This window comes from Serratia sp. TSA_105.2, from assembly GCF_052692115.1.
Genome location: NZ_JBQZFT010000008.1, coordinates 109,596 through 133,397, shown reverse-complemented (window position 1 = coordinate 133,397; position 23,802 = coordinate 109,596). Strand labels below are relative to the sequence as shown.

Here is a 23,802-nt window from a genome sequence, read left to right as displayed (position 1 = left end):
AACAAACTAATAAGAGGCCAGATTATGAGCACAACAGATGATTCTTACCTCGTAGCCAAAGACAAGGCCGCCGATATTCCTCTGCGTGAGAAATGGTGGCGGATACTGGACAATTATAAAGTAGGGATTATTCCGTTACCGTTCTTTATTCTGGCCGGCGTATTGATTCTGCTCGACTGCCTGGAAGGCAAACTGCCGAGCGATATCGTGGTGATGGTGGCTACCCTGGCGTTCTTCGGTTTCGCCTGCGGCGAATTCGGCAAACGCCTGCCGCTGATCGGCAAAATGGGCGCGGCGGCGATCTGCGCCACCTTCATTCCTTCCGCGCTGGTGCACTACGGTCTGCTGCCGGACGTGGTGGTGGAGTCGACCACCAAGTTCTACAAATCGACCAACATTCTTTATCTCTACATCTGCTGCATCATCGTCGGCAGCATCATGAGCATGAACCGCCAGGTGCTGATCCAGGGCTTCCTGCGCATCTTCATTCCGATGCTGTGCGGCGAGATCGTCGGCATGTTGGTGGGGATGGGCGTCGGCATGGCGCTGGGCCTGGAGCCGTTCCAGATCTTCTTCTTCCTGATCCTGCCGATCATGGCCGGCGGCGTGGGTGAAGGGGCGATCCCGCTGTCGATGGGCTATGCGGCGATCCTGCACATGGAGCAGGGCGTGGCGTTGGGGCGCATTCTGCCGATCGTGATGCTCGGCAGCCTGACCGCCATCGTCATCGCCGGCCTGCTCAACCAACTGGGCAAGCGTTATCCGCACCTGACCGGCGAAGGCAGCCTGATGCCGAGCAAGCAGGGCGACAGCGACATGAACGCGGTGGAAAAAATCAGCGGCAAGGTGGACGTCAGCACCATCGCCTGTGGCGCGCTGCTGGCCATCCTGCTGTATATGGTGGGCATGCTGCTGCACCGCCTGATCGGCCTGCCGGCGCCGGTGGGCATGCTGTTCGCCGCCGTGGCGGTGAAGCTGGCGCACGGGGTGTCGCCGCGCATTCAGGAAGGCTCGCAGGTGGTGTACAAATTCTTCCGCACCGCCGTGACCTACCCCATCCTGTTCGCGGTCGGCGTGGCCATCACGCCGTGGCAGGAGCTGGTGGACGCGTTCACCGTACAGAACCTGATCGTGATCGTCACGACCGTCAGCGCGCTGGTGGCGACCGGTTTCTTCGTCGGCAAGAAAATCGGCATGCACCCTATCGACGTGGCGATCGTCTCCTGCTGCCAGAGTGGGCAGGGCGGTACCGGCGACGTCGCGATCCTCACCGCCGGCAACCGCATGTCGCTGATGCCGTTCGCCCAGATCGCCACGCGTATCGGGGGCGCTATCAACGTCTCGCTGTCGCTGCTGGTGTTGGCCAAGTTCTTCGTATAACTCCTAGAAATCCTTAGCGTTACTTTGCCTTTCCCCGCCCCCGCGGGGATTTTTTTTGCCCGCGCGCGGCCGTACGCGCGGGCAGGGATAATACCGGTTACGCCGCCTGTTTCATGGCGGCATCATACCAGGCGAAGTAGCGCTCTACGCCGCGGCGGCCGGATTCGATCAGCGCGCGTTTCTTCTCCTCGCTGATGCCGAACTCCAGCGTGCCGACGTCAAGCGTGTCGACATACACGGTGCGTTTCCAGTCGTCGCTGTCCAGGTGCACCTTGGTTTGGATGTCCAGCATCACGTTGGCCACCGCCAGGGTGAAATCAAACAGGTTGTTGACCGGCGTGCGCGGGCCGGCCTGCCCGGCGGCCTGGGCGATTTCGCCGGCGGAGTCCAGGCGAAGGCCCAGGGTGCGGGTGTTGATGCGCTGGCTGGAACTGTCGATATAAGGTGGCGTGGCGGAAAAGTCATAGTCGAACAGCCGCACCGGGTAGTTGTCGATCATGCCGCCGTCGATGCACAGGTCACCCAGGGTATTGTTCTTCGCCACGAAGGCGAACGGGAACGACATCGAAATGCGCAGGCCGTCCGCCACTTTCATGCGCGGCGTAGTGCGATGCGAATAGATCTCGCGCTGGCCGCTGTTGAGGTTGGCGCCGATAAAGTAAATCGACTTGAACCCTTTCGCCGCTTTCATCGCTTCGAACTGCTCGAAGGTAATATCCGGCTTGCCGGTATATTGCTTGATAATATCGCGCGACCATTGATAGAAATAATCGCCTGGCGCGATGCCGTATTGATTGAACAGGCGATAGGCGTCCTGGAGCGTACCGAAAAAGCCGCCGTTATAATCGAGGAATTTTTTAAAATCCATCGCCGACAGAATTTTGGTGACGTCCGCCGACCAGCAGCGCGGCGATGGCGCCCGCCGAGGCGCCGGAGGTTTGCTTGATCTGCGGCATGATGCCTTTGGCTTCCAGCAATTCCAGCGCGCCGCCATAGGCGATGCCTTTTACGCCGCCGCCTTCAAAGACCAGATTTTCGAATTGATAGTTCATGATATTTCCTCACTCTTGGTTTAGGGAGTAAGGAAAATAACCAAGTGGCGAGCGAGAAAATATGGATTGGGGTTGTGTGAGTCGGCAAACAAAACTATTCATAATAAATATATTCTTTATATATTTATCAGGGGCATTTATTAAACAGGCGCATCGGGCTTTTTGCGTCAATACTTAGCGCTGTTCAATTCTCGCAAGGAGTCATCATGTTCTGGAAACGTTGTCTGCTGGGCGCGGCGCTGGCCGTTATGTCATTACAGGCCGGGGCCGCCGCGCCGCAGGCCAAAACCCCGACGCCGGGATTTTACCGCATCATGCTGGGCAGCTTTGAAGTGACCGCGTTGTCCGACGGCGTCATTCGCCTGCCGGCGGACAAGCTGTTGCTGAACACCACGCCGCAGCAGATCGCCGCCGGGTTGGCCGAGCGGCATCAAAGCCTGCCGGTGGTCACCTCGGTCAATGCCTATCTGATCAATACCGGCGACAAGCTGGTGATGATCGACAGCGGCGCCGGCCAGCTGCTGGGCGACGGCCTGGGCAAACTGGTGGATAACCTGCGCGCGGCGGGCTACCAGCCGGAGCAGGTGGATGAGATCTACCTGACCCACATGCACCCGGATCACCTCGGCGGCCTGACGTACGACGGCAAGGCGGTATTCCCCAATGCGGTGGTGCGTGCCGCCAGTCAGGACGCGGACTTCTGGCTGAGCGCGGACAAACTGAAACAGGCCAATGCGCAGAACAAAGGCAATTTCGAAAAGGCCATGGCGGCGATCAAGCCGTACCAGGCGGTTGGCCACTTTAAGCCGTTCAGCGGTGACGGCGAGCTTTCGCCGGGCATCGCCGCCTTTGCCGCTCACGGCCATACGCCGGGGCACAGCGTGTATCAGGTGACGAGCCAGGGCAAAAAGCTGCTGTTGCTGGGGGATCTGATCCACGTGGCGGCGGTACAGATGCCGCATCCGAAGGTGGCTATCAGCTTTGACAGCGACGCCAAGGCGGCGGTCGCTCAGCGACTGCGGGTGTTCGGCGACAGCGCGCGGCAGAGCGAGCTGGTGGGCGGCGCGCACCTGTCGTTCCCGGGATTGGGCTACCTGAACCGCCAGGGTGAAGGGTACGGCTGGGTGCCGCTGAATTACGGCGCGCTGTAACGCACTCGGTCGCTACCGGTTCCGCTCGGCGAACACCCGGCTGAACCAATCGAGAAACACGCGCACCCGCGGCGACAGCTGGCGGTTGCGCGGATAAAGCAGCGAGACCGGCATCGGTGGAGAAGGCCAATGCGGCAGCAGCGGCAACAGGCTGCCGTCGGCCAGATCGCCGCGCAGGTGATAGCGCGGCACCTGAATGATGCCCAACCCGGCGCGGGCGGCAGCTACCAGGCTCTCCGCCGCGTTGACCGACACCGTTGCCGGCAGCGTGATTTGCTGCGCTTGCTCCGCCACCGTGAACGCCAGCGGCATCAGCGCGCCGGTCGCCGAAGAGCGAAAGCCCACCATGCGGTGATGGCGCAGATCGTCCAGGCTTTGCGGCGTGCCGAAGCGCTGCAGGTAGGCCGGGGCGGCACAGGTCACCTCTTCCAGCTCGCCCAGGCGGCGCGCCACCATGTCGCTGTCCCGCAGTTTGCCGACGCGCACCACGCAGTCGATGCCTTCCCGCAGCGCGTCCACCAGCCGATCGCCTTCGCTCATAGAGAGTTCGATATCCGGGTATTGCGCCAAGAAATCAGGCAAATCGGGCAACAGAAAATGGCGCGCCAGCGTGCCGTGCACCTCGATGCGCAGCAGCCCGCGCGGTTTGGCGCCGGCGAACGCCATCTCCGCCTCTTCGATGTCCGCCAGAATGCTCAGACAGCGCTGATAGTAGGCTTCGCCGTCCAGCGTCGGGCTGACGTGGCGGGTGGTGCGCTGCAGCAGCCTGACTTGCAGCCGGGCTTCGAGCTGTTTGATGGCGTCGGTCACGGTGGAGCGCGGCAGGTTAAGATCCTGCGCCGCCTGGGTAAAGCTACGCTGTTCCACCACGCGGGTGAACAGGCGCATGGCATCGATCCTGTCCATGATGATTGTTCGCTTATTTCGGATTGTGATGTCGAAGAATAGGGGATTATTCGACACAGCGAAAGGTGCATGATGACGGTACATTAACCCGATGAGGAGATATTCATGAATCACGCTACTCAACGCGTCGCCATCGTCACCGGCGCATCGCGCGGCATCGGCGCCGCCATCGCCGAGCGTCTGGCCGCCGACGGTTTTACCGTCATCATTAACTATTCAGGCAACCCGGCGCCGGCCGATGAGCTGGTGCGCAAGATAGAACTGGCGGGCGGCCGCGCGCTCGGCGCCAAAGCCGACGTCAGCGATGCGGGTGCGGTTTCCCGATTGTTCGACAGCGCCGAACAGGCGTTTGGCGGCGTCGACGTGCTGATCAACAACGCCGGGGTGATCGCGCTGGCGCCGGTGGCGGACATGCGCGATGAAGACGCGGATCGCCTGATCGACATCAATCTGAAAGGCAGCTTCAACACGATGCGTGAAGCGGCGAAACGCCTGCGGGATAACGGGCGTATCATCAACTTCTCCTCCAGCGTAGTCGGGCTGCTGCAGCCGGGGTACGGCATGTACGCCGCCAGTAAGGCGGCGATAGAAGCGTTGACCAGCGTGCTGGCAAAAGAGCTGCGCGGCCGCAATATCACGGTGAACGCCGTCGCGCCGGGGCCGACCGCCACCGGGCTGTTCCTCGATGGCAAAACGCCGGAGCTGATCGAGCGGCTGGCGAAGATGGCGCCGCTGGAGCGGCTGGGCACGCCGGACGATATCGCTGCGGCGGTGGCCTTCCTCGCCGGGGCCGACGGCGGCTGGATTAACGGCCAAACCCTGCGCGCCAACGGCGGCATCATCTGATTGACGACGCGCCGCCGCCGGATCGGGTATCCTGTGGCTTCACACATCACATCAAGGGCGGTTTATGGCGGGCGACAATCAGCAATTCCAGCACGGCGTGAGATCGCCCTGCGTCAGCCTGTGCCGCATCGACGACGAAACCCAGCAGTGCCGGGGATGCCGGCGCACGCGGGGGGAGATCGCTGCCTGGCCGACCGCCGGCGACGCGGAGAAACGCGCTATTTGGCGGCGGCTTGAGCTGCGTGCGGCCTTCAAGCAAAACACATAGTCGCGGGAGCACGACACGTCGCACTCCCGCGAAAGCCTTTTCCTGATACGGCCAGCCAGCCCTCAGAAATCCCAGTCCTCATCCTCGGTGTTGACCGCCTTGCCGATAACGTAAGACGAACCGGAGCCGGAGAAGAAGTCGTGGTTTTCATCGGCGTTCGGCGACAATGCCGACAGGATCGCCGGGTTGACCTCCGCCATCGCCGGTGGGAACAGCGCCTCATACCCCAGATTCATCAGCGCCTTGTTGGCGTTGTAGTGCAGGAAGGTTTTCACGTCTTCCGTCCAGCCGACGCCGTCGTATAGCTCCTCGGTGTAACGCACCTCGTTGTCGTACAAATCCTGCATCAGATCGAAGGCAAAGTTTTTCACCTGCTGGCGCCGTGCGGCGTCCACTTTTTCCAGCCCTTTCTGGAACTTATAGCCGATGTAGTAGCCGTGCACCGCCTCATCACGGATGATCAGGCGGATCAGATCGGCGGTGTTGGTCAGCTTGGCGCGGCTCGACCAGTACATCGGCAGATAAAAGCCCGAATAGAACAGGAACGACTCGAGGAACACGCTGGCGACCTTTTTCAGCAGCGGATCGTCGCTGCGGTAGTGCGCGAGAATGATGCCGGCTTTCTTCTGCAGCGCGCGGTTTTCCTCGCTCCAGCGATAGGCGTCGTCCACGTCCGGCGTTTGGCACAGGGTGGAGAAGATTGAGCTGTACGAACGGGCGTGCACCGCCTCCATAAAGCTGATGTTGGAGTACACCGCCTCTTCGTGCGGCGTCAGCGCATCGGCGATCAAGGCCGGCGCGCCGACGGTGTTCTGGATGGTGTCCAGCAGCGTCAGCCCGGTAAACACCCGAATGGTCAGCTGCTGCTCCTTTGGCGTCAGCGTGGCCCAGGAGGGGATATCGTTCGACAGCGGCACCTTCTCCGGCAGCCAGAAGTTGGAGGTCAGGCGGTTCCACACCTCCAGATCCTTGTCGTCTTCGATGATGTTCCAGTTGATGGCGCGCACCAGCGGCGCCGATGTTAGGGTCGTCATAAGTTGCCTCACAGCGCGCAGGACACGCAGCCCTGCACCTCGGTGCCTTCCAGCGCCATCTGGCGCAGGCGGATGTAGTAGATAGTCTTGATGCCTTTGCGCCAGGCGTAGATCTGCGCGCGGTTGATGTCGCGGGTGGTGGCGGTATCGCGGAAGAACAGCGTCAGCGACAGCCCCTGATCGACGTGTTGCGTCGCGGCGGCGTAGGTATCGATGATCTTTTCCGGGCCAATCTCGTAGGCATCCTGGTAATACGCCAGGTTGTCGTTGGTCATGTAGGGCGCCGGATAGTAAACGCGGCCGATCTTGCCTTCCTTGCGGATCTCGATGCGCGAGACGATCGGATGGATGCTGGAGGTGGCGTTGTTGATGTACGAGATGGAACCGGTCGGCGGCACCGCCTGCAGGTTCTGATTGTACAGCCCGTGCATCATCACCGACTGGCGCAGCGCGCGCCACTCGTCGCGGCCCGGAATGGCGATGCCGGCGGCGGCGAACAGCTCGCGCACCCGCTCGGTCTGCGGCAGCCAGTCGCGTTCGGTGTACTTGTCGAAGTACTCGCCGCTGGCATAGCGGGAGTGTTCAAAACCGTCGAAGGCGCCGCCGCGCTCGATCGCCAGCCGGTTCGAGGCGCGAATGGCGTGATAGGCCACGGTATAGAAATAGAGGTTGGTGAAGTCGATGCCTTCTTCCGAGCCGTAGAAAATGCGCTCGCGCGCCAGGTAACCGTGCAGGTTCATCTGGCCCAGGCCGATGGCGCGGGCGCTGCGGTTGCCCTCGGCGATCGACGGCACCGAGCGGATATCGCTCATGTCGGCCACCGCGGTCAGCGCGCGGATCGCGGTCTCAATCGCCTTGCCGAAGTCCGGCGCGTCCATGGTTTTGGCGATGTTCAGCGAGCCGAGATTGCAGGAGATATCCTTGCCGATGCGATCGTAGCTCAGATCCTCGTGATACGTGCTGGCGCGGTTGACCTGCAGGATCTCCGAACACAGGTTGCTCATGTTGATGCGCCCGGCGATCGGATTTTCCCGGTTGACCGTGTCCTCGAACATCACGTACGGGTAGCCGGATTCGAACTGGATCTCCGCCAGCACCTGGAAGAACTCGCGCGCGTTGATGCGCGATTTGCGGATGCGCTTGTCGTCCACCATCTCGCGATATTTCTCGCTAACGGCAATCTCCGAAAACGGCACGCCGTACACCCGTTCGACGTCGTAGGGCGAAAACAGGTACATCTCTTCGTTGTTCTTCGCCAGCTCGAAGGTGATATCCGGGATCACCACCCCCAGCGACAGCGTTTTGATGCGGATCTTCTCGTCGGCGTTTTCCCGCTTGGTGTCGAGGAAACGCAGAATGTCCGGGTGGTGGGCGTTGAGATACACCGCGCCGGCCCCCTGGCGCGCGCCGAGCTGGTTGGCGTAGGAGAAGGCGTCTTCGAGCATTTTCATGATCGGAATGACGCCGGAGGACTGGTTCTCGATGCGCTTGATCGGCGCGCCCACCTCGCGAATATTGCTCAGCAGGAAGGCCACGCCGCCGCCGCGTTTCGACAGCTGCAGCGCGGAGTTCACCGCCCGGCCGATCGATTCCATATTGTCTTCGATGCGCAGCAGGAAGCAGGAGACCAGTTCACCGCGCTGGCGTTTGCCGCAGTTGAGGAAAGTCGGCGTGGCCGGCTGGAAGCGGCCCGAAATCATCTCCTCCACCAGATCCTGCGCCAGCACGGTGTCGCCCGCCGCCAGCGTCAGCGCCACCATGCATACCCGATCTTCGTAGCGCTCCAGATAGCGTTTGCCGTCGAAGGTTTTGAGCGTATAGCTGGTGTAATACTTAAAGGCGCCGAGGAAGGTCTCGAAGCGGAATTTTTTGGCATAGGCCTGCTGGAACAGCTGCTTGATAAACGGGAATTCGTACTGCGCCAGCACCTGCGGCTCGTAGTAGCCTTCCTCCACCAGATAGCGCAGCTTTTCCTCCAGGTTATGGAAGAACACGGTGTTTTGGTTGACGTGCTGCAGGAAGTAGTGCCGCGCCGCCAGCCGATCTTTATCGAACTGGATCCGGCCTTCCGCATCGTAAAGATTGAGCATCGCGTTGAGCGAATGGTAATCCAGCGCGCCCGTCTCGGGCCTGGTCAATTCTGTCGTTGCCAAAATGCGGTTACTCCCTGTCTAACGTTTTCAACGTCTTGCGTCGTGCCGAGCAGCTCGAAGCGGTACAAAAAAGGCACCTGGCATTTTTTGGCGATGATGTCGCCGGCGATGCCGTACGCTGCGCCGAAGTTGGTGTTCCCGGCGGCGATGACGCCGCGCAGGTATGAACGGTTTTGCGGAACGTTGAGAAAGCGGATCACCTGGATCGGTACCGCGCCGACGGCGCTGCCGCCGCCATAGCTGGGCACGATCAAGATATAGGGTTGCTCCATCAGCAGCTTGCTGCGGGCGCCGGCGATCGGAATGCGGATCGCCGGCAGGCCCAGTTTCTCAACGAACCGATGGGTGTTCTCCGAGCTGCTGGAGAAATAGACCAGCGGATTCATCGGCGGGCCTCAGCAGGTGAGCGCCAGCGCGCCGATCTTGTCCGGCCGGAAACCGGACCAGTGATCCTCACCGGCGATAATTACCGGAACTTGCTGATAACCTAAGGATTTAACGTGGTTCAGCGCCTGCTGATCCTGGGTGAGATCGATCACCTGATAATCAATCCCCTGTTTATCAAATGCGCGATAGGTGGCGTTGCACTGGACACAGTCCGGCTTACTGTAAATAATAATGCTCATGATTCGCATTTACCTTTAGGCTGAAGGAAAGGCGGACAAGTCAGATAACGGAGCATCGTTCCTGGCGTTTCTGACGGCGTTATCAACCGAACGACATTCCCTGCGGCTGACCCATAAAATACTATATGTTGATATTTGTTTTATCAACCACGCTATATATGGTGTTTTGTAAGGTTGGGGGCGCAGGCCGCGTCGGGGCTGGAAAAGGCGAGGGAAAAAATTTTTGCGGGTGTGGAATTCCCCCTCTCAGTCAAGAGGGGGAGGCGAGCGTATTACTGGCGCATGCTGACAGCCAGCCGGTTGAAGGCGTTCATGATGCTGATGGCGAAGGTCAGATCGGCGATCTCGACGTCGCTGAAGTGCGCCTTCAGCGCCTCGAAAGCGCTGTCTGGCGCGCCGGTGGCGGCGATCAGCGTCACCGACTCGGCCCATTCCAGCGCGGCGCGTTCGCGCTCGCTGAATTCATGGCTGACGCGCCAGCCCGCCAGCGTATCCAGCTTGGCATGGCTGAAGCCGCTTTCGCGCAGCGCTTTGCCGTGCATATCCAGGCAGTAGGCGCAGCCGTTGATCTGCGAAACGCGCATAAACATCAACTCGATGGTCGCCTTGTCCAGGGCGCCTTTCTCCAGCGCCATCAGCGCGCTCACCATATTTTTATACGGGGCGGGCGCCAGCTCGGCATAGTTCAAACGTTGCTTAATCATGGTCAACCTCAATCGGTAGTAACGAAATCATGGCGCTACTTTAGCGGCCTTATGGTCTATGCTATAGGGCCATAAAATGATTATTTAACCGGGCCATGATGCCATCTTTCCTGACCTCGCTGCGGCTGGACAGCCGGCTCGCCGAGCCACTGTACCGGCAGATTTACCAGCGGATTAAAGACGCCATTACCCAGGGCAGCCTGGCGGCGGGCAGCCGGTTGCCCTCAGTGCGCGGGTTGGCGAGCGATCTGGGCGTGGCGCGCGCCACGGTGGAAAGCGCCTACGCGCAACTTATCGCCGAAGGTTTTTTGCAGAGTCGCGGGCAGGCGGGCACCTATGTCTCGCCGCAGCTGCCGCACATGCCGCCGGGCGCGGTATCCGCTGCGCCACCGCTGGCGGCGATGGCGCCCGATCCGCTGCAGCCACAGGGCATGCTGCAGCCTTTCCAACTGGGGCTACCGGCGCTGGATGCGTTTCCACGGGCGCTGTGGCAGCGCATTGTCGCCCGCCAGCTGCGCGGCTCCACGGCGGCTTCCCTGGCGCTGCCGCCGGCCGGCGGCCTGCCTGAGCTGCGTGAGGCGATCGCCCATTATCTCCATTTGTCGCGCGGCATCAGCTGCCGGCCGGAGCAGGTTTTCCTCTGTGCCGGTTATCCGGCGCTGTTGGACTGGGTGGTGGAGACGCTGTTGCACGCCGGCGACGCGGTATGGATCGAAGATCCCGGCTATCCGGTTACGCGCCCGCTGCTGCGGGCCGCCGGCGTCAGGCCGGTCGCCGTACCGGTGGATGAACAAGGCATGGACGTGGCCGCCAGTATGCTGACGGCGCCTGAGGCGCGGCTGGCGGTGGTGACGCCGACCCATCAAAGCCCGCTCGGCGTCTCGCTCAGCCTGGCGCGGCGCATGGCGCTGCTCGACTGGGCACAGCAGCGCGGGGCCTGGATCCTCGAGGATGACTACGACAGCGAGTTTCGCTATCACGGGCGGCCACTGCCGCCGCTGAAAAGCCTCGATGTTCAGGGGCGGGTGCTGTACGCCGGCACCTTCAGCAAAACGCTGTTCCCGGCGCTGCGCATGGCTTATCTGGTGGTGCCCGTCGGTCTGACGGAGACATTCGCGCGCAGCAGTCGGCTGCGCGGCTGCGGGTGCCCGCCGCTGCTGCAGGCCGGCGTGGCGGATTTTATCCGGCAAGGGCATTTCTACCGCCACCTGAAACGCATGCGGCCGCTGTACCGTCAGCGGCGCGAGTGGCTGACGCAGGCGCTGGAACGGCAGCTGGGGGCGTGGCTGACGACGGTGCCGCAACAGGGCGGTATTCAGCTGTTGGCCCGGCTGCGTGACGGCGTGGCGGATGCGCCGTTGGCGGCGCAAGCCTGGCAGCAGGGGCTGGCGGTGCAGGCGTTGTCGGACTGGCGAATCGACCATCCGGCGGGGCAAGGGTTACTGTTGGGGTTCGCCAATTTCACCCGGCGAGAGGAGACGGAGCGGGCGGTGCAGGGGCTGGCGCAGCTGTTCAAACGCCTAAATTAAACGGCCCGCGATTTCCGCGGGCCAGACGCACATCTGTTTTATCTTTATGACTACAGGGGTGTTAACGCCGGGCCAGCAGCACGCCGAGCACGATGCCGACGGCGGCACCGATCCCTACGCCCTGCCAAGGTTTGTCACGCACATAGCTGTCGGCTTGATCGACCGCGTCGCGCGCATGCTGTGTCAGACTGGTGGAGCCATTGAACCGCGCCCGAGCGTCGCGCAGCACGCCTTTCGCCTTGCTGTGCAGCTCTTTCAGTTCCTCTTTGGTCTTGTCACCGGACTCGCGTAACACTTCATCCAGCGTATCGGCCAACAGAGTGACGTCCTGATCGATATCGCGTTCTGTTCTTTCCGCTTTCTTAAACATTCAGCTCTCCATTTCGACACATGTCTTTTAAGTGTAGACCATGCTGAGATTTGTGTAGCCGATCACGGAAAAAAACCGCCGTCACGCAGGTGTTTGCCGGCGCCTGGGCTTTGTACATTTGGTTACTCGGCGAAACCAATCACTCACGGAAACGGCAGTTTGATTCCACTAGTATCTGTTTCAACGGCTCCACCGGAGCTTACCGAAACAACACTCTGAGGATTTAAAGATGAAAAAAGTATTAGCGCTGATCGTTGCTGCCACTATGGGTCTGTCTTCTGTTGCTTTCGCTGCTGATACTGCAGCTACTGCTCCGGCTACCACCACCGCGCCAACTGCGACCACCACTACCGCTGCGCCAGCGGCTGCTGCTGAAAAAGCGCCAGCTAAAGCAACGCACCACAAGAAAGCCAAGCACCACAAAAAAGCGCCAGCCCAGAAAGCTCAGGCCGCTAAAAAGCACCACAAAAAAGCGCCAGCTCAGAAAGCCCAGGCTGCTAAAAAACACCACAAAAAAGCGCCAGTGCAGAAAGCTCAGGCCGCTAAAAAACACCACAAAAAAGCCGGTAAAAAAGCTTAATTAAGTGATGTTTGCGGAACCGGAAGGTTCCGCACTCTCCAGCCCGTACTCCAGACACCCGGTTCTTCCGGGTGTCTTCTTTTGAGGCGACGAACGATGATCAATCGCTATCTGTTTGAAGTCATTTTCAGTGCGGTAACCCTGTGCGGGATGATCGTCGGTTGGGAACTGTTTTTGGCCGGCAGCTTTTTGTAATTATTGCGCCGCGGCGGTTTCGTGCAAATGCCGCCAGCCGAGCGCGTCGGGCAGGCGTTCAAAGACCACCGTGGAATAGCGCAGCGTGGCGCTTTGCCCCGGCAGGCTCTGTTTTTCCCGGTAGCTGACTACCGCGCCCGTCGGCCATTCGGCCACCAGCTTCATCTCTTCTATCACGATTTCCAATCCCGGTTTGGCGGCGCGATGCGCGCGGAAAAAGGCGCACAGCGCGGCGAAATCCAGCGGAGCGCCGTTCAGCGCGATCATGCTGAAATCCGGCGTAAAGCGCGCCAGCAGCGCCTGCTCTTCTCCGGCCCCTTTGCCCAGCCAGCGTTCAATGGCGATGTGGGCGTCGATCACTTCGGTAAAGTACGGGTTCATAAAGCATCCTGTTGAGCGTTGAGTTGGCGCACGATGGCGCGGTTGGCGAGGCGCAGGCACAGCAACAGCGGGATAAATACGCTGGCGCCCGCCAGAATGAAGCAGGTTCGGTAGGCCGCTGCGGGCGGCAACACGGTCAGCAGCAGATTCAGCAACAGGCTGAGCAGCGCCACGCCGAGGCAAAAACTGAGTTGGCGGTTGATGTTCCACAGCGCACTGGCGTCCGCCAGCTGAGCGTCGGGGATCTGCAGGAACGCGCTGCTCTGCGCGGTGCTGCTGCACAGGCTGCCGCCAAACCCCATCAGGGCGAAGGCGGCGATCTGCAACGCGTGCTGCCCGGCCTGATCGATCTGCGCCAGCGTCAGCATGCCGGCACCTTGCAACAGGCAGCCGGTAATCAGCAGCGGCCGCGGGCCGAGGCGGTTAAAGGTTTTGCCGGTCAGCGTGATGGCCAGGAACGACGCCAGCGCCCAGGGCAGCATCAGGCCCCCGACCTGTGCGGCGGGCATCCCCAGCTGGTTTTGCAGATACAGCATCGCCACCAGGCTGACGCCGATGAACAGGCCGGGAATGCACAAATAAACCGCCATGGCGTTGCGCAGCAGTGGATCGCCGACCAGCCGCAGGTTCAGCAGCGGCTGCGGGGTGTGCAGGCTATGGCGCAGATAGTACGCCAGCACCAGCAGGCCGGCGGCCAGCAGCGCCGCGCCGGAAGCCTGATGACCGGCCTCGCTCAGCCGGGTCAGGCCGAGCAGTAGCAGCGTCAACGCCGCGCAGGCGCTCAGCAGCCCTTTGCCGTCGAGCGGTTTACGCGCCGCCGTCGACGTTTCCGCGCGCAGCCACAGCGCCGCCAGCGCCAGGGCCAGGGCCGCCAGCGGCAGGTTAGCGAAAAACACCCAGCGCCAGTCCAGCCGATCGACGAGCCAGCCGCCCAGCGCCGGTGACAGCGCCGGCGCCAGCAGCCCCACCAGCATGATGGCCGCCGACAGCCCGGCGCGTTCATGGCTGCGGTACAGCTGGTAGGTCAGCGTTTGGCCGATGGGGATCAGCAAGCCGCCGCCCATGCCCTGCAGGGTGCGCCAGCCGATCAGCGCGCCGATGCTGTCGGCGTTGCCCGCGCCGAGGGTGGCCAGCATGAACAGCGCCAGCGACAGCAGGAACACCCGCCGCCCGCCGATGCGCTGCGCCAGCCAGGCGCTGAGCGGGATCACCAGCGTCAGGCCGAGAATATAGCCGTTGCTGACCCACGCCAGTTGGCTGACCGATGCCCGCATCGCCTGGCCGATGGCGGGGTAGGCGACGTTGGCGATAAACATATTGATCAGATCGACGAAAAAGCCGAGCAGATAGACGATTGCCACTTTGCTGCGATAAGACATGGTGCCTCCGGTTGAAGGCGAGCAGTGTATCGGGGGGAAAAGTGCGGATAAATCGGCGGCGGGCGATTACACTGTCAAAATGATTTTGACAATAAGGGCGGCGAAATGCTGAATTTGCAGCGCCTGGCGATCTTTGCTGCGGTGGTGGAAGCGGGCAGCTTTACCGCGGCGGCGGCGGCGCTGGGGCAAACCAAGGCGGTGGTGAGTTTTAACGTCAAACAGCTGGAGAACGAGCTGGGGGTGTCACTGCTGGCGCGCAGTACCCGGCGGCTGTCGCTGACCGACGCCGGCGAACGCTTTTACCAGCGCAGCCTGCAGCTGCTGCAGGAGGCGGAAAACGTGCTGGACGACGTGCGCCGCGATCATCACGGGTTGAGCGGCGTGCTGCGCATCACCAGTACGCCGGAGTACGGCGCGCAGGTGGTGGTGCCGGCGCTGGCGGCATTTTCGCGACAGCACCCGCGGCTGCGCATCCAGCATGTGTCTTCTTCTTATCATGCCGATCTGATCTCGGAGCGCTTTGACGTGGCGATCCGCTTGGGCCAGTTGGCGGATTCCAGCCATCGCGCGGCGCTGATCGACAGCTTCGCCATTTTTCCGGTGGCGTCGCCGGGTTATCTGGCCGACCGACCGATTCATTCGCTGACGGATCTGGCGCAGGCGCAGTGGATCGCCCACAGCCGGCTCAGTTCACCGCTCAACTGGCAGGTGGCCACGCCGCAGCGCGAAGCGGTGCTGTTCAAGGTCGCGGACGCTGCCACGCTCACCGGTGACAGCGCCGCGGCATTGCTGGCGTTCGCCCTGCATGGTGCCGGGGTGGCGCTGCTGCCGGCGTGGCTGGCGCAGCCCGAAATCGACGCCGGCCGGCTGCAGCGGTTGCTACCGGATCACCGTTTCCCCGAGCAGAGCATCTATGCGCTCTACCCGAACACCCGCCATGTGCCGGAAAAGGTGCGAGCCTTTATCGATTTTCTGCGCGCGCGGGTGGCGGCAAAATCGTTAGCGAAATAATAATTCGTTATCACTCTCTCATTTATCATCAGATCCCATCGGGGTATGCTGGCAATCTCTGTCTACCCCGTCCGATGCGAGCCACCTTCGATGACCGCAGAAAATAATCTCCAGCTGAACCGACGCATTCTGTCCGTGGTGATGTTCACCTTCGTCTGCTACCTGACCATCGGCCTGCCGCTGGCGGTGCTGCCGGGATTTGTGCATGACCACCTGGGCTACAACTCGGTGCTGGCGGGCCTTATCATCAGCGCGCAGTACTTCGCCACGCTGTTCAGCCGCCCGCACGCCGGGCGCTATGCCGATCAGCTGGGGCCGAAGAAGGTGGTGCTGTTCGGCCTGGCGTGCTGCGGCGCCAGCGGCCTGTTTTACGCGCTGGCGTTCGGCGTTGACGGTTACCCGTGGCTCAGCCTGCTGTTGCTGTGTGTGGGGCGGGTGTTTCTCGGCGTCGGCGAAAGCTTCGCCAGCACCGGTTCCACGCTGTGGGGCATCGGCCGGGTCGGAGCGATGCACACCGCGCGGGTGATTTCCTGGAACGGCGTTGCCACCTATGGGGCGATGGCGGCCGGGGCGCCGCTCGGCGTGTACATGAATCAGCAGTGGGGATTGGCCGGGGTGGCGGCGCTGATCGTGCTGGCGGTCGCGGTGGCGCTGCTGTTGGCGAGCGGCAAGCCGGACGTCTCGATCGCCGCCGGGCAGCGCATCGCCTTTCGCGCGGTGTTTGGCCGCATCTGGGCCTATGGTCTCGGGCTGGCGATGGGCACCGTCGGCTTCGGCGTGATCGCCACGTTCATCACGCTTTACTATGCCGACAAAGGTTGGAGCGGTGCGGCGTTTTCGCTGACGCTGTTCAGCTGCGCCTTCGTCGGTATCCGCCTGATCTTCAGCAACGTCATTAACCGCCACGGCGGCCTGAAGGTGACGCTGGCGTCGTTTCTGGTCGAGATCGTCGGGCTGCTGTTGATCTGGCAGGCCGGCGAACCCTGGATGGTGCAAACCGGTGCGTTGCTGGCCGGCGCCGGTTTCTCGCTGGTGTTCCCGGCGCTGGGCGTCGAGGCGGTGAAACAGGTGCCGCCGCAGAATCAGGGCACGGCGCTCGGCACCTATTCGGCGTTCCTCGACCTGGCGCTGGGCATCACCGGCCCGCTGGCCGGGCTGCTGATTGGGCAAGCGGGCGTGCCGTCGATCTATCTGGCGGCGGCGCTGCTGGTGGCGCTCGGCGTGTTGCTCACTCTGCGCCTGCTGCAGCGCAGCCGGAGCTGATTCAGGAATAGTCCGAAACCCGGATTCCTCCCCAGAAAATCATTGTTTCGGTGAATGATTACGGTAAGGTCGCTCAGCGGTCCAGAATGAGAGGAGGAATCGATGTATTTACGGCCGGATGAAGTGGCTAAAGTGTTGGAGAATACCGGCTTTGAGCGTGATTATGTCACCGATCAGGCCTATGGCTACCGCAAGGGTGCGCACTACGTGTATGTGAACCGCGAAGCGCGGATGGGCAGAACCGCGTTGGTGATCCACCCGGCGCTGAAAGAGAGAAGCGTGCATTTCGCCACGCCAACCTCCCCGGTGCGCACCAGCGAGCAGTATCTGGAATTTCCCCTGGATTTAAGCGGCGACGCCCCGAACCTGCGTTACGGCATCGCACACGGCTTCAGCTCGCGCGAAGCGCTGTCGCGCTACCTCTTCAGCATGTTCCTGTAATCGGTCCCCCGCCTAGGGGGACGCGATCAGCCGTGGGCCAACGCTTCGCGGTTGAAACGCTCGTTGTAGGCGCGACGGAACTGCGCCAGTTCAAACGCATCAATATCCAGCTCGGCGAAGTAAAACAGCGCCGCTTCGGTGTGCTCGGCGTGCAGCTCCGGCGACAGCCCGGCGCGCAGCAGCATGTCGCGCCACAGGGCAATCTGTTCGTCGTCCGCCTGTTTGATGAACGTCAGGTAGATGAACAGCAGATAAGCCGCCTGGTGCATCTCTTCGGTGTAGCCGTTGTTCAGCATACGGATAAAGGTCTGGCTTTGGCGGCCGCCCATTTCCTGGATCATCGATTCGATCAGCATCGGTTTGACCCTCAGCAGATGGGCCAGCGAATCGATGGCTTTGCGGGTGTCGGACGTCAGGATGCAGTAACCGATAATGAATACGACGATCAGGGCGGCGAGGATGATCCAGGTCATTTAGGCTTTATTACACTCTCAATACGCCAGAAGAGGGGCGGGAGGCGCTGTGCGACAGCGCCCGCTATCAATGCTGTTCGCCGCTGAAATTACCGACCGCGCTCTGTTGGCGCAGGTGGTGATTGAAGGTGGCCGCGTCTTTGGCCAGCGCGTCCAGATGGGCGCCGAGCATTTTGATCTGCTTCACCAGCGCATGCTGTTCCGGTACCGAACTGGCGGTGCTCAGTTTGCGCGCCAGTTGTTCATTCTGCGCCCGCAGCGCGGCTTCGCGCTGTTTGGCCTCTTCCAGCAGTTGCTGCAGCGCCTGGTAGCTCTGCTGCCATTCGCGGTGTTGCCGTTCGAAGCTGCTCTGCAACTCATTCATCGCATTTTGAAACTGGATTTCCAGCTCGCGCATTGTCATGGGCTCGATCCTTTGCGGCACTCAATGATGGCTTAGCAGTATAGCGAAAACTGTTCGCAAGCTCACCCGTTGACGACAAATGAGACAAATGCCGCTGACAATTCCCGGCTTGCAACCGCGGCAAGGCGTCTTACAATCGACCCCATTCCCGGCCGTAAAGGCTGCCGTTCAAGAGAGGTGGAAGATGAGCGAGCAGGAAAAAGACTTTTTTGAACAGGCGATGGCGGACGTGGTGCCGCTGGCGAGCGGGCGGCAGACGCTGTACCTCAAGCCGCAGGAGGCGGTGGACAAAAGCGCGCGGCGCGAAGCGCAGCGGCTGATGCAGGAAAACTTCCTCAGCACCGATTTTCTCGAGGTGATCCCCTGCGAACAGCCGCTGGAGTTCAAAGGGGAAGGCATTCAACAGGGCGTGTTGGACAAGCTGCGCAACGGGCGTTATCCGCCGCAGGCGTCGCTGAACCTGCTGCGTCAGTCGGTCGAAGCCAGCCGGCAGGCGCTGTTTCGCTTCATCGTGCAGGCGGAGGCGCAAAACCTGCGTTCGCTGCTGATCGTGCACGGCCGCGGGCGGCAGAACGAAAGCCATCCGAATATCGTGCGCAGTTACGTCGCCAAATGGCTGGCGCAGTTTGAACAGGTACAGGCGTTTTGCCGCGCCTTACCGCGCGACGGCGGCGAGGGCGCCTGCTATGTCACGCTGCGTAAATCGGCGCAGGCCAAGGCGGAAAACTTTGAGCGCCACGCCAAGCGCAGCCGTTGAAGGGATAGCCGAAATTAAATGGCCGGCGAATATCGCCGGCCATCGATGAATTATTTATTAAATATTTTATAGTCCAGCGAATAACGGCCGGCGCCGGTTACCGCCAGCAACAGTAAGCCGCCAATGATGCTGATGTTTTTAAAGAAGTTGATTTCATTGCCCATCATTTCCATGCCGGTCATTTTCCAGAACGGATGGCCGATAAACGCGGTGCCCAACACATACAGAGCGAAGATGACCGCGATAGGGCGAGTAAACAGACCGAGAATAAGCGCGATGCCGAAAATAAACTCCACTACCACGGCAACGATCGCCGCTAAATAAGGCATCGGCGTGCCGTAGCCTTCCATCGCCGTGACGGTCGCACCGAAGTTGACCAGTTTCATCCAGCCGAAAATGATAAACAGAACCATCAGTAATATGCGGGACAGTAGAATTACGCCGTCTTTTGAGCTATCACCCATTTCGAACTCCTTAGCCACTGTCGGAATGATGTTGTCTTACTGAATAAAGATTAGAACAATTTACGTTTTTTTCTAGCGGCGACGGGCGGTTGCGCCACTTTTTTCGTTGGGTGAGACGCGTGGTGAAGCCGGTGGCATTGCCTATACTTGAGCCTGGAGCAAAAACAATAAAACAGACAATGTGAGGCCAAGATGGACGAGGAATTGACTGCCGCCGGTTACCGCCGTTATTCCGGCGACAAGATTGACGTTTATTTTAACAGCGCGCTATGCCGCCATTCCGCCAACTGCGTGCGTGGCAACGCGGCTATATTCACCCTGAACCGCCGCCCGTGGATTATGCCGGACAATGCCGAGCCAGCCGAGGTGAAACGCGTTATCGACACCTGCCCCAGCGGCGCACTTAAATATAGGGAGAAATAATATGGAACATAAAATACTGGCAGACGACAAGCGTTTTTATATCAATGATGAGCAAGGCAAGCTGATCGCCGAGATCTCTTTCGTGCCGAGCGGCGACAAACTGACCATTATCGATCACACCTGGGTGGATGAGTCATTGAAGGGGCAGGGCATCGGCAAAAAGTTGGTGGCGTTGGTGGTGGAGAAAATGCGTGCGGAGCAGCGTAAAATCATTCCGCTATGCCCGTTCGCCAAGCATGAGTTCGATACCACCCCAGCCTATCAGGACATTCGCGCCTGAGGCGATAACGGGGCGCGGCGCGCCCCGGTCATTCAGCAGACGCCGAAATCGCCGTCTTCGTGGTACAGCGCCACGTCGCTGGCCTGCACTTCCGTGCGCTGCTCTTTGCCCAGTTCATTCCAGCTGCAAACCAGGGTTTCGCCGTCGATCGCTACCACGGTCATCTTTGGGCCGCCGGTGGTGCGTTGAACAAAATCACCGATATTGAATGCCATGCGTTCCTCCACAACAGATTAAACCTCATCTATTGATAACACAGAATGCCGCCGCCGTTGGCAGGAGTTTCGTTATGTATTAATTTATACAGCGATTATCACTAAGGAGAGCAGACTAACATGCCGGGATTATTGATGTTTTATGTGGGCGGTACGGCGCCGGGCGCCAATATTGAGTTGCACGACGTGCAGTTCGCGGCGGCGGATCGGCCGGAAGAGGCGTATCCGCTGCTGCGTGAAAAGTGGTTCGGCGATAAGCGCAAGGTGCATGTCGACGGCTATGCGCGCATCGACTGGGCGGACGGTTACGACGTGAGCCTGGAGCCTGCGCCGTTCGCCGGTGAAGAGAAGCTGTTTTTCGTCAACGTGGGCGGCTACCGCAGCGATGAGCTGGCGGAATTGCACCAGTTCGGCCTGTTTGTGGCGCGTTCCGCCGACGAGGCGAAGGACAAAGCCAAACGGGTGCTGCTGACGGACAGCGCACAGCAGCACAAGGATGACCTGGCCGAGGTGGACGACTGCCTGCTGCTGCAGGCGCTGCAGGGCTACCACGTGCATCTGCGGGCCAACCCGCACGGCAAACCGGCCCGGCCGCTGTGGCAGGGGTATCTGCCGATCGGCGAACCCGCGCTATAACGCCGCCAACGCCTGCAGCTGTTGCCGCAACCAGCGGCAGGCCTCTGGCCGGCCGTTCTTGCGGTGCAGGTAGATTTTGATCTGATACGGCGGCACCGGAAACGGCAGGGGGTGGATATCCAGCGCCGCCGCCTGCCGCAATTTTTGCGCGGCGTAGCGCGGCATGCTCATCACCAGTTCGCTGTCGGCGACGATGAACGGCGCTCCCAACAGCGAAGGCGTGCGGATGGCGATATCGCGCTGCAGCCCCAGCTTATCGAGCTGGTAGTCAATGACGCCGCGCTGTTCGTTCCACGGCGTCACCACCAGATGGCGCGCACGCAGATAGTTTTCCAGCGTCAGTTCGCCGTATTTTGCGCTGAAGGCGGGTGAACAGATCGCCACATACTCATCCTCCATCCAGCTTACCTCGTCGATCTCCGGGTAGCTTTCGCCGTCGGTTTCGGTAAAGCCCAGCGCGAAATCGATGCGCCCCGCCAGCAGATCGTTCAATGCCACCTTGCGCTCGGAATAGCGCAGCTGGAACGACAGCCCCGGCGCCAGGCGCTGCATCTGCGCCATCAGCGCGGGAAACACCGCGAAGGCGGTGTAATCGGTAATGGCGAAGGTGAAGCTCTCCCGGCTTTCGGCGGGGACGAAGCGCGGGCGCGGATGCAGCCCTTTGGCCAGCAGCGCCAGACTTTCGCTGACGGTCGGGGCCAGGCTGTCGGCATACACCGTCGGGTGCATGTCGTTACCGACCCGGTAGAACAGCTCGTCCGCCAGCGCCTTGCGCAGCCGGATCAGCGCGTGGCTCAGCGCCGACGCGCTGAGGGCCAGCTCCGCCGCGGCGCGCGTCACCGACCGCAGCCGATAGACCGCTTCGAACACCAGCAGCAGGTTGAGATCGAGACGCTTCAAATCCAGATGCATGATATTCATTACCTGTTGATGAAAATGCAGTTCATACAGTATTTGAGGCGCGATATGCTGGCAAGCACAGTCATCAACACACTCAGGATTTGCCATGACCATCGAGATTTACCCGGCGCAAAAAAGCGACGCCCAACTGATTCTGGATATGATTATCGAGCTGGCAGTGTACGAAAAGGCGCGCGAGCAGGTGCTGGCCAGCGTGGAAGATATCGAACGCAGCCTGTTTGGGCCGGGCGCCTGTTCCGAAGCGCTGATTTGTACGGTAAACGGCGAGCCGGCGGGTTATGCGGTGTTCTTTATGAGTTACTCCACCTGGCTGGGTAAAAACGGCATCTATCTGGAAGACCTGTACGTGGCGCCGAAGCATCGCGGCGCGGGCGCCGGTAAAAAGCTGCTGCGGCACATCGCCCAACTGGCGTGCGAACGGCAGTGCGGCCGCCTGGAGTGGAGCGTGCTGGACTGGAACCAACCGGCCATCGATTTCTACCTCAGCATCGGCGCGCAGCCGCAGAGCGAGTGGGTGCGCTATCGTATGGAGGGCGAGGCGTTGACGCACTTCGCGGCGCATGGGGCGGCGCTGCCGGCATAATAGCCGTTGGGGGGAGGCGGACTCCCCAACTGTGGTGGTGTGAACGGTTTACTGCGGATCAATCAGGCGGGTTTGCGGGCGGCGAGAATGAAGATCATCGGGCGCTCCTGCTCTTCGTCCAGCGCCGGATTAGCGGCAATTTGCTGCGCGCTGGGGCCCCATTCGTTCAAATGCTGGATGATAAAGCCTTGCTGCGCCAGCGGGTTGATATAGCCGCCGAGCGTGCGGTGCTGCTTGATGACGCCTTCCGCCAGCCAGTTGGAAACGCGCTGGCCTTCTCGCTGGTAGCCGTTCACCGGCCAGGATTTCTGACCGTTGCCGCCGGTCAGCCAGCCCTGTTGCGCCGGGGCGGTGTAGATCGGGTGCTCGGCGGTGAAGATGAACTGCCCGCCGGGTTTCAGCGCGGCGTAAACCGTGGCGAACAGGGCGGGCAAATCCTCGAGGTAGTGCAGCGTCAGCGAGCTGTAGACCAGATCGTAACTTTCCGGCGGCAGCTGCAGCTGCGCCAAATCCTGCCGACGGTACTCGATGCCCGCGTCGACGGTCATCTCCCGCGCCTTGGCCAGCATTTTTTCCGAGACGTCCAGCCCCAGCACGTCGGCGGCGCCCTGTTCGCGCGCGCTGCGGCAAAACCAGCCGTAGCCGCAGCCGAGATCGACCACGCTTTTACCCTGCAAATCCGGCAGGATACGGCGGATGGCGGGCCATTCCGGCGCGCCGTCCAGGCCGTGCTGCGAGCGGCTGAGCTGCGCATAGCCGTCGAAAAAGGCCTGATTGTCATAGATGTTTTGCGTCATGATGACTCCTTAGTGAATGACGGCGGTGGAATGCCGCTGCCATACCGTGCATATTGCTGCATAATTCTACGCTGACAACATGAATTACGGGAATGACGATGGACATGATTTCGGTGCGGCAAGCGCCCGAACTGGCGCTGCGCGCCATTGCGTATTTTCAGCGGCACTGGGCCACGGCAGAGACGCTGATAATGTATGAAGACGCCATCAACCGCAGCCTCGGCGCCGCCAACCCGCTGCCGCAGTGGTACCTGCTGATGGAAAATGACCAGATCCTCGGCTGCGCGGGGCTCATCACCAACGACTTTATCAGCCGAGGGGAGTTGTATCCCTGGCTGTGTGCGCTCTACGTAGAGGAAACGCAGCGCGGCCGGGGCTACGGCGCCAAACTGATTGAGCATGTGGCGGCGGAAACCCGCCGGCTGGGCTTCCCGCAGCTGCACCTGTGCACCGATCTGGAAGGCTACTACGAGCGCAGCGGCTTCGTTTATAACGGGCTCGGGTATCACCCGTGGGGCGAATCCTCGCGGGTCTATTCGCGAGTGCTGTGATCGCCGCCGCCGGGGAAGATTAAGACAAAT

General features: G+C 61.0%; 32 protein-coding genes. 15 read left to right on the top strand and 17 right to left on the bottom strand.

Annotated elements, in window-relative coordinates; translation table 11 throughout:
- Positions 1–24: 24 nt before the first annotated feature.
- Entirely contained in the window at positions 25–1,380 is a 1,356-nt protein-coding gene (locus ACUTSC_RS20420; RefSeq protein ID WP_033635692.1) for a 2-hydroxycarboxylate transporter family protein, read from the top strand.
- A 97-nt stretch (positions 1,381–1,477) separates the two neighbouring features.
- Here the strand turns inward: ACUTSC_RS20420 and ACUTSC_RS20415 are convergent, their stop codons facing one another.
- On the bottom strand, positions 1,478–2,248 hold the full coding sequence (locus ACUTSC_RS20415; RefSeq protein WP_445653527.1) for a patatin-like phospholipase family protein: 771 nt from the start codon (positions 2,246–2,248) through the stop codon (positions 1,478–1,480).
- Entirely contained in the window at positions 2,238–2,432 is a 195-nt protein-coding gene (locus ACUTSC_RS20410) for a patatin-like phospholipase family protein (RefSeq protein WP_445653526.1), read from the bottom strand. Before ACUTSC_RS20410 ends, ACUTSC_RS20415 begins: the two co-directional genes overlap by 11 nt.
- A gap of 206 nt (positions 2,433–2,638) precedes the next feature.
- Between ACUTSC_RS20410 and ACUTSC_RS20405 the strand changes: the two genes are divergently transcribed.
- Positions 2,639–3,583, top strand: coding sequence for an MBL fold metallo-hydrolase (locus ACUTSC_RS20405; protein WP_197768837.1), 945 nt, complete (start codon positions 2,639–2,641; stop codon positions 3,581–3,583).
- 12 nt (positions 3,584–3,595) lie between these two features.
- On the opposite strand, the gene ACUTSC_RS20400 is transcribed toward ACUTSC_RS20405, so the two are convergent.
- Positions 3,596–4,489 (bottom strand): LysR substrate-binding domain-containing protein, encoded by an 894-nt coding sequence (locus tag ACUTSC_RS20400; RefSeq protein ID WP_197768836.1) that lies wholly within the window; start codon positions 4,487–4,489, stop codon positions 3,596–3,598.
- Positions 4,490–4,594: 105 nt separating this feature from the next.
- Here ACUTSC_RS20400 and ACUTSC_RS20395 point away from each other — a divergent pair, with 105 nt between their 5' ends.
- Together ACUTSC_RS20395 and ACUTSC_RS20390 are read left to right on the top strand one after the other, a co-directional pair.
- Positions 4,595–5,335 carry an SDR family oxidoreductase gene (locus ACUTSC_RS20395; RefSeq protein WP_197773830.1) on the top strand — a complete coding sequence of 247 codons (741 nt, stop codon included), beginning with the start codon at positions 4,595–4,597 and terminating at the stop codon, positions 5,333–5,335.
- A 64-nt stretch (positions 5,336–5,399) separates the two neighbouring features.
- Positions 5,400–5,603 (top strand): DUF1289 domain-containing protein, encoded by a 204-nt coding sequence (locus ACUTSC_RS20390; protein ID WP_197773829.1) that lies wholly within the window; start codon positions 5,400–5,402, stop codon positions 5,601–5,603.
- A 62-nt stretch (positions 5,604–5,665) separates the two neighbouring features.
- Here the strand turns inward: ACUTSC_RS20390 and nrdF are convergent, their stop codons facing one another.
- From nrdF to ACUTSC_RS20365, 5 genes are all read right to left on the bottom strand, one after another.
- A complete protein-coding gene (gene nrdF / locus ACUTSC_RS20385; protein ID WP_025303987.1) occupies positions 5,666–6,637 on the bottom strand; it encodes a class 1b ribonucleoside-diphosphate reductase subunit beta in 972 nt (323 codons plus the stop codon).
- Positions 6,638–6,645: 8 nt separating this feature from the next.
- Entirely contained in the window at positions 6,646–8,790 is a 2,145-nt protein-coding gene (gene nrdE / locus ACUTSC_RS20380; RefSeq protein ID WP_197768833.1) for a class 1b ribonucleoside-diphosphate reductase subunit alpha, read from the bottom strand.
- A complete protein-coding gene (gene nrdI / locus ACUTSC_RS20375; RefSeq protein WP_004928930.1) occupies positions 8,772–9,176 on the bottom strand; it encodes a class Ib ribonucleoside-diphosphate reductase assembly flavoprotein NrdI in 405 nt (134 codons plus the stop codon). Before nrdI ends, nrdE begins: the two co-directional genes overlap by 19 nt.
- A gap of 9 nt (positions 9,177–9,185) precedes the next feature.
- Complete coding sequence (gene nrdH / locus ACUTSC_RS20370; RefSeq protein ID WP_443002938.1) at positions 9,186–9,416, bottom strand: glutaredoxin-like protein NrdH; 231 nt, start codon at positions 9,414–9,416, stop codon at positions 9,186–9,188.
- 272 nt (positions 9,417–9,688) lie between these two features.
- Positions 9,689–10,120, bottom strand: a complete 432-nt coding sequence (locus ACUTSC_RS20365) for a carboxymuconolactone decarboxylase family protein (protein ID WP_130018113.1) — start codon at positions 10,118–10,120, stop codon at positions 9,689–9,691.
- A gap of 95 nt (positions 10,121–10,215) precedes the next feature.
- On the opposite strand from ACUTSC_RS20365, the gene pdxR reads away from it, so the two are divergent.
- Entirely contained in the window at positions 10,216–11,649 is a 1,434-nt protein-coding gene (pdxR, locus tag ACUTSC_RS20360; RefSeq protein ID WP_445653525.1) for a MocR-like pyridoxine biosynthesis transcription factor PdxR, read from the top strand.
- A 61-nt stretch (positions 11,650–11,710) separates the two neighbouring features.
- Here the strand turns inward: pdxR and ACUTSC_RS20355 are convergent, their stop codons facing one another.
- Positions 11,711–12,019, bottom strand: coding sequence for a DUF883 family protein (locus ACUTSC_RS20355; RefSeq protein WP_004928950.1), 309 nt, complete (start codon positions 12,017–12,019; stop codon positions 11,711–11,713).
- Positions 12,020–12,248: 229 nt separating this feature from the next.
- On the opposite strand from ACUTSC_RS20355, the gene asr reads away from it, so the two are divergent.
- Positions 12,249–12,599 (top strand): acid resistance repetitive basic protein Asr, encoded by a 351-nt coding sequence (gene asr, locus ACUTSC_RS20350; RefSeq protein ID WP_197768830.1) that lies wholly within the window; start codon positions 12,249–12,251, stop codon positions 12,597–12,599.
- A 195-nt stretch (positions 12,600–12,794) separates the two neighbouring features.
- On the opposite strand, the gene ACUTSC_RS20345 is transcribed toward asr, so the two are convergent.
- Positions 12,795–13,175 carry a DUF4440 domain-containing protein gene (locus ACUTSC_RS20345; protein ID WP_197773826.1) on the bottom strand — a complete coding sequence of 127 codons (381 nt, stop codon included), beginning with the start codon at positions 13,173–13,175 and terminating at the stop codon, positions 12,795–12,797.
- The gene (locus ACUTSC_RS20340) at positions 13,172–14,554 is read right to left on the bottom strand and encodes an MFS transporter (protein WP_197768828.1); all 1,383 of its coding nucleotides are present in this window, start codon (positions 14,552–14,554) and stop codon (positions 13,172–13,174) included. The genes ACUTSC_RS20345 and ACUTSC_RS20340 overlap by 4 nt, the downstream gene beginning before the upstream one ends.
- Positions 14,555–14,659: 105 nt before the next feature.
- On the opposite strand from ACUTSC_RS20340, the gene ACUTSC_RS20335 reads away from it, so the two are divergent.
- The 3 genes from ACUTSC_RS20335 to ACUTSC_RS20325 all read left to right on the top strand — a co-directional run bounded on the left by ACUTSC_RS20335 (position 14,660) and on the right by ACUTSC_RS20325 (position 17,269).
- Positions 14,660–15,565: a LysR substrate-binding domain-containing protein gene (locus tag ACUTSC_RS20335; RefSeq protein WP_197773824.1), complete on the top strand. Its 906-nt coding sequence runs from the start codon at positions 14,660–14,662 to the stop codon at positions 15,563–15,565.
- Positions 15,566–15,655: 90 nt separating this feature from the next.
- Complete coding sequence (locus ACUTSC_RS20330; RefSeq protein ID WP_445653524.1) at positions 15,656–16,828, top strand: MFS transporter; 1,173 nt, start codon at positions 15,656–15,658, stop codon at positions 16,826–16,828.
- Positions 16,829–16,930: 102 nt separating this feature from the next.
- Entirely contained in the window at positions 16,931–17,269 is a 339-nt protein-coding gene (locus ACUTSC_RS20325) for a DUF2002 family protein (protein ID WP_038872785.1), read from the top strand.
- Positions 17,270–17,295: 26 nt separating this feature from the next.
- On the opposite strand, the gene ACUTSC_RS20320 is transcribed toward ACUTSC_RS20325, so the two are convergent.
- Entirely contained in the window at positions 17,296–17,742 is a 447-nt protein-coding gene (locus ACUTSC_RS20320) for a DUF1198 family protein (protein WP_445653523.1), read from the bottom strand.
- Positions 17,743–17,809: 67 nt separating this feature from the next.
- The gene (locus ACUTSC_RS20315) at positions 17,810–18,145 is read right to left on the bottom strand and encodes an MbeD/MobD family mobilization/exclusion protein (protein ID WP_004928976.1); all 336 of its coding nucleotides are present in this window, start codon (positions 18,143–18,145) and stop codon (positions 17,810–17,812) included.
- Between the two features lie 184 nt (positions 18,146–18,329).
- Between ACUTSC_RS20315 and smrA the strand changes: the two genes are divergently transcribed.
- Positions 18,330–18,902, top strand: a complete 573-nt coding sequence (gene smrA, locus ACUTSC_RS20310) for a DNA endonuclease SmrA (RefSeq protein ID WP_038872783.1) — start codon at positions 18,330–18,332, stop codon at positions 18,900–18,902.
- A 50-nt stretch (positions 18,903–18,952) separates the two neighbouring features.
- On the opposite strand, the gene ACUTSC_RS20305 is transcribed toward smrA, so the two are convergent.
- On the bottom strand, positions 18,953–19,366 hold the full coding sequence (locus ACUTSC_RS20305; RefSeq protein WP_016929826.1) for a DoxX family protein: 414 nt from the start codon (positions 19,364–19,366) through the stop codon (positions 18,953–18,955).
- Positions 19,367–19,558: 192 nt separating this feature from the next.
- Between ACUTSC_RS20305 and ACUTSC_RS20300 the strand changes: the two genes are divergently transcribed.
- Positions 19,559–19,789 carry a (4Fe-4S)-binding protein gene (locus ACUTSC_RS20300; RefSeq protein ID WP_089196194.1) on the top strand — a complete coding sequence of 77 codons (231 nt, stop codon included), beginning with the start codon at positions 19,559–19,561 and terminating at the stop codon, positions 19,787–19,789.
- Position 19,790: 1 nt separating this feature from the next.
- Positions 19,791–20,069 carry a GNAT family N-acetyltransferase gene (locus ACUTSC_RS20295; RefSeq protein WP_194571821.1) on the top strand — a complete coding sequence of 93 codons (279 nt, stop codon included), beginning with the start codon at positions 19,791–19,793 and terminating at the stop codon, positions 20,067–20,069.
- Positions 20,070–20,101: 32 nt separating this feature from the next.
- On the opposite strand, the gene ACUTSC_RS20290 is transcribed toward ACUTSC_RS20295, so the two are convergent.
- The gene (locus ACUTSC_RS20290) at positions 20,102–20,284 is read right to left on the bottom strand and encodes a YodC family protein (RefSeq protein WP_025303973.1); all 183 of its coding nucleotides are present in this window, start codon (positions 20,282–20,284) and stop codon (positions 20,102–20,104) included.
- 120 nt (positions 20,285–20,404) lie between these two features.
- Here ACUTSC_RS20290 and ACUTSC_RS20285 point away from each other — a divergent pair, with 120 nt between their 5' ends.
- Positions 20,405–20,920, top strand: a complete 516-nt coding sequence (locus tag ACUTSC_RS20285; RefSeq protein ID WP_033649790.1) for a DUF1543 domain-containing protein — start codon at positions 20,405–20,407, stop codon at positions 20,918–20,920.
- Here ACUTSC_RS20285 and ACUTSC_RS20280 read toward each other — a convergent pair.
- Positions 20,915–21,841, bottom strand: coding sequence for a LysR substrate-binding domain-containing protein (locus tag ACUTSC_RS20280; protein WP_197768825.1), 927 nt, complete (start codon positions 21,839–21,841; stop codon positions 20,915–20,917). The two genes, ACUTSC_RS20285 and ACUTSC_RS20280, sit on opposite strands and share 6 nt — an antisense overlap.
- 85 nt (positions 21,842–21,926) lie before the next feature.
- Between ACUTSC_RS20280 and ACUTSC_RS20275 the strand changes: the two genes are divergently transcribed.
- On the top strand, positions 21,927–22,424 hold the full coding sequence (locus tag ACUTSC_RS20275; RefSeq protein ID WP_197768824.1) for a GNAT family N-acetyltransferase: 498 nt from the start codon (positions 21,927–21,929) through the stop codon (positions 22,422–22,424).
- A gap of 62 nt (positions 22,425–22,486) precedes the next feature.
- On the opposite strand, the gene ACUTSC_RS20270 is transcribed toward ACUTSC_RS20275, so the two are convergent.
- A complete protein-coding gene (locus ACUTSC_RS20270) occupies positions 22,487–23,221 on the bottom strand; it encodes a class I SAM-dependent methyltransferase (protein ID WP_197768823.1) in 735 nt (244 codons plus the stop codon).
- A 98-nt stretch (positions 23,222–23,319) separates the two neighbouring features.
- Between ACUTSC_RS20270 and ACUTSC_RS20265 the strand changes: the two genes are divergently transcribed.
- On the top strand, positions 23,320–23,772 hold the full coding sequence (locus ACUTSC_RS20265) for a GNAT family N-acetyltransferase (RefSeq protein WP_197768822.1): 453 nt from the start codon (positions 23,320–23,322) through the stop codon (positions 23,770–23,772).
- Positions 23,773–23,802 lie beyond the last annotated feature (30 nt).

Coding starts and splice junctions, on each gene's coding strand:
- ACUTSC_RS20420 (WP_033635692.1), top strand. CDS start 25: ATGAGCACAACAGATGATTCTTACCTCGTAGCCAAAGACAAGGCCGCC.
- ACUTSC_RS20415 (WP_445653527.1), bottom strand. CDS start 2,248: ATGGATTTTAAAAAATTCCTCGATTATAACGGCGGCTTTTTCGGTACG.
- ACUTSC_RS20410 (WP_445653526.1), bottom strand. CDS start 2,432: ATGAACTATCAATTCGAAAATCTGGTCTTTGAAGGCGGCGGCGTAAAA.
- ACUTSC_RS20405 (WP_197768837.1), top strand. CDS start 2,639: ATGTTCTGGAAACGTTGTCTGCTGGGCGCGGCGCTGGCCGTTATGTCA.
- ACUTSC_RS20400 (WP_197768836.1), bottom strand. CDS start 4,489: ATGGACAGGATCGATGCCATGCGCCTGTTCACCCGCGTGGTGGAACAG.
- ACUTSC_RS20395 (WP_197773830.1), top strand. CDS start 4,595: ATGAATCACGCTACTCAACGCGTCGCCATCGTCACCGGCGCATCGCGC.
- ACUTSC_RS20390 (WP_197773829.1), top strand. CDS start 5,400: ATGGCGGGCGACAATCAGCAATTCCAGCACGGCGTGAGATCGCCCTGC.
- nrdF (WP_025303987.1), bottom strand. CDS start 6,637: ATGACGACCCTAACATCGGCGCCGCTGGTGCGCGCCATCAACTGGAAC.
- nrdI (WP_004928930.1), bottom strand. CDS start 9,176: ATGAATCCGCTGGTCTATTTCTCCAGCAGCTCGGAGAACACCCATCGG.
- nrdH (WP_443002938.1), bottom strand. CDS start 9,416: ATGAGCATTATTATTTACAGTAAGCCGGACTGTGTCCAGTGCAACGCC.
- ACUTSC_RS20365 (WP_130018113.1), bottom strand. CDS start 10,120: ATGATTAAGCAACGTTTGAACTATGCCGAGCTGGCGCCCGCCCCGTAT.
- pdxR (WP_445653525.1), top strand. CDS start 10,216: ATGATGCCATCTTTCCTGACCTCGCTGCGGCTGGACAGCCGGCTCGCC.
- ACUTSC_RS20355 (WP_004928950.1), bottom strand. CDS start 12,019: ATGTTTAAGAAAGCGGAAAGAACAGAACGCGATATCGATCAGGACGTC.
- asr (WP_197768830.1), top strand. CDS start 12,249: ATGAAAAAAGTATTAGCGCTGATCGTTGCTGCCACTATGGGTCTGTCT.
- ACUTSC_RS20345 (WP_197773826.1), bottom strand. CDS start 13,175: ATGAACCCGTACTTTACCGAAGTGATCGACGCCCACATCGCCATTGAA.
- ACUTSC_RS20340 (WP_197768828.1), bottom strand. CDS start 14,554: ATGTCTTATCGCAGCAAAGTGGCAATCGTCTATCTGCTCGGCTTTTTC.
- ACUTSC_RS20335 (WP_197773824.1), top strand. CDS start 14,660: ATGCTGAATTTGCAGCGCCTGGCGATCTTTGCTGCGGTGGTGGAAGCG.
- ACUTSC_RS20330 (WP_445653524.1), top strand. CDS start 15,656: ATGACCGCAGAAAATAATCTCCAGCTGAACCGACGCATTCTGTCCGTG.
- ACUTSC_RS20325 (WP_038872785.1), top strand. CDS start 16,931: ATGTATTTACGGCCGGATGAAGTGGCTAAAGTGTTGGAGAATACCGGC.
- ACUTSC_RS20320 (WP_445653523.1), bottom strand. CDS start 17,742: ATGACCTGGATCATCCTCGCCGCCCTGATCGTCGTATTCATTATCGGT.
- ACUTSC_RS20315 (WP_004928976.1), bottom strand. CDS start 18,145: ATGACAATGCGCGAGCTGGAAATCCAGTTTCAAAATGCGATGAATGAG.
- smrA (WP_038872783.1), top strand. CDS start 18,330: ATGAGCGAGCAGGAAAAAGACTTTTTTGAACAGGCGATGGCGGACGTG.
- ACUTSC_RS20305 (WP_016929826.1), bottom strand. CDS start 19,366: ATGGGTGATAGCTCAAAAGACGGCGTAATTCTACTGTCCCGCATATTA.
- ACUTSC_RS20300 (WP_089196194.1), top strand. CDS start 19,559: ATGGACGAGGAATTGACTGCCGCCGGTTACCGCCGTTATTCCGGCGAC.
- ACUTSC_RS20295 (WP_194571821.1), top strand. CDS start 19,791: ATGGAACATAAAATACTGGCAGACGACAAGCGTTTTTATATCAATGAT.
- ACUTSC_RS20290 (WP_025303973.1), bottom strand. CDS start 20,284: ATGGCATTCAATATCGGTGATTTTGTTCAACGCACCACCGGCGGCCCA.
- ACUTSC_RS20285 (WP_033649790.1), top strand. CDS start 20,405: ATGCCGGGATTATTGATGTTTTATGTGGGCGGTACGGCGCCGGGCGCC.
- ACUTSC_RS20280 (WP_197768825.1), bottom strand. CDS start 21,841: ATGAATATCATGCATCTGGATTTGAAGCGTCTCGATCTCAACCTGCTG.
- ACUTSC_RS20275 (WP_197768824.1), top strand. CDS start 21,927: ATGACCATCGAGATTTACCCGGCGCAAAAAAGCGACGCCCAACTGATT.
- ACUTSC_RS20270 (WP_197768823.1), bottom strand. CDS start 23,221: ATGACGCAAAACATCTATGACAATCAGGCCTTTTTCGACGGCTATGCG.
- ACUTSC_RS20265 (WP_197768822.1), top strand. CDS start 23,320: ATGGACATGATTTCGGTGCGGCAAGCGCCCGAACTGGCGCTGCGCGCC.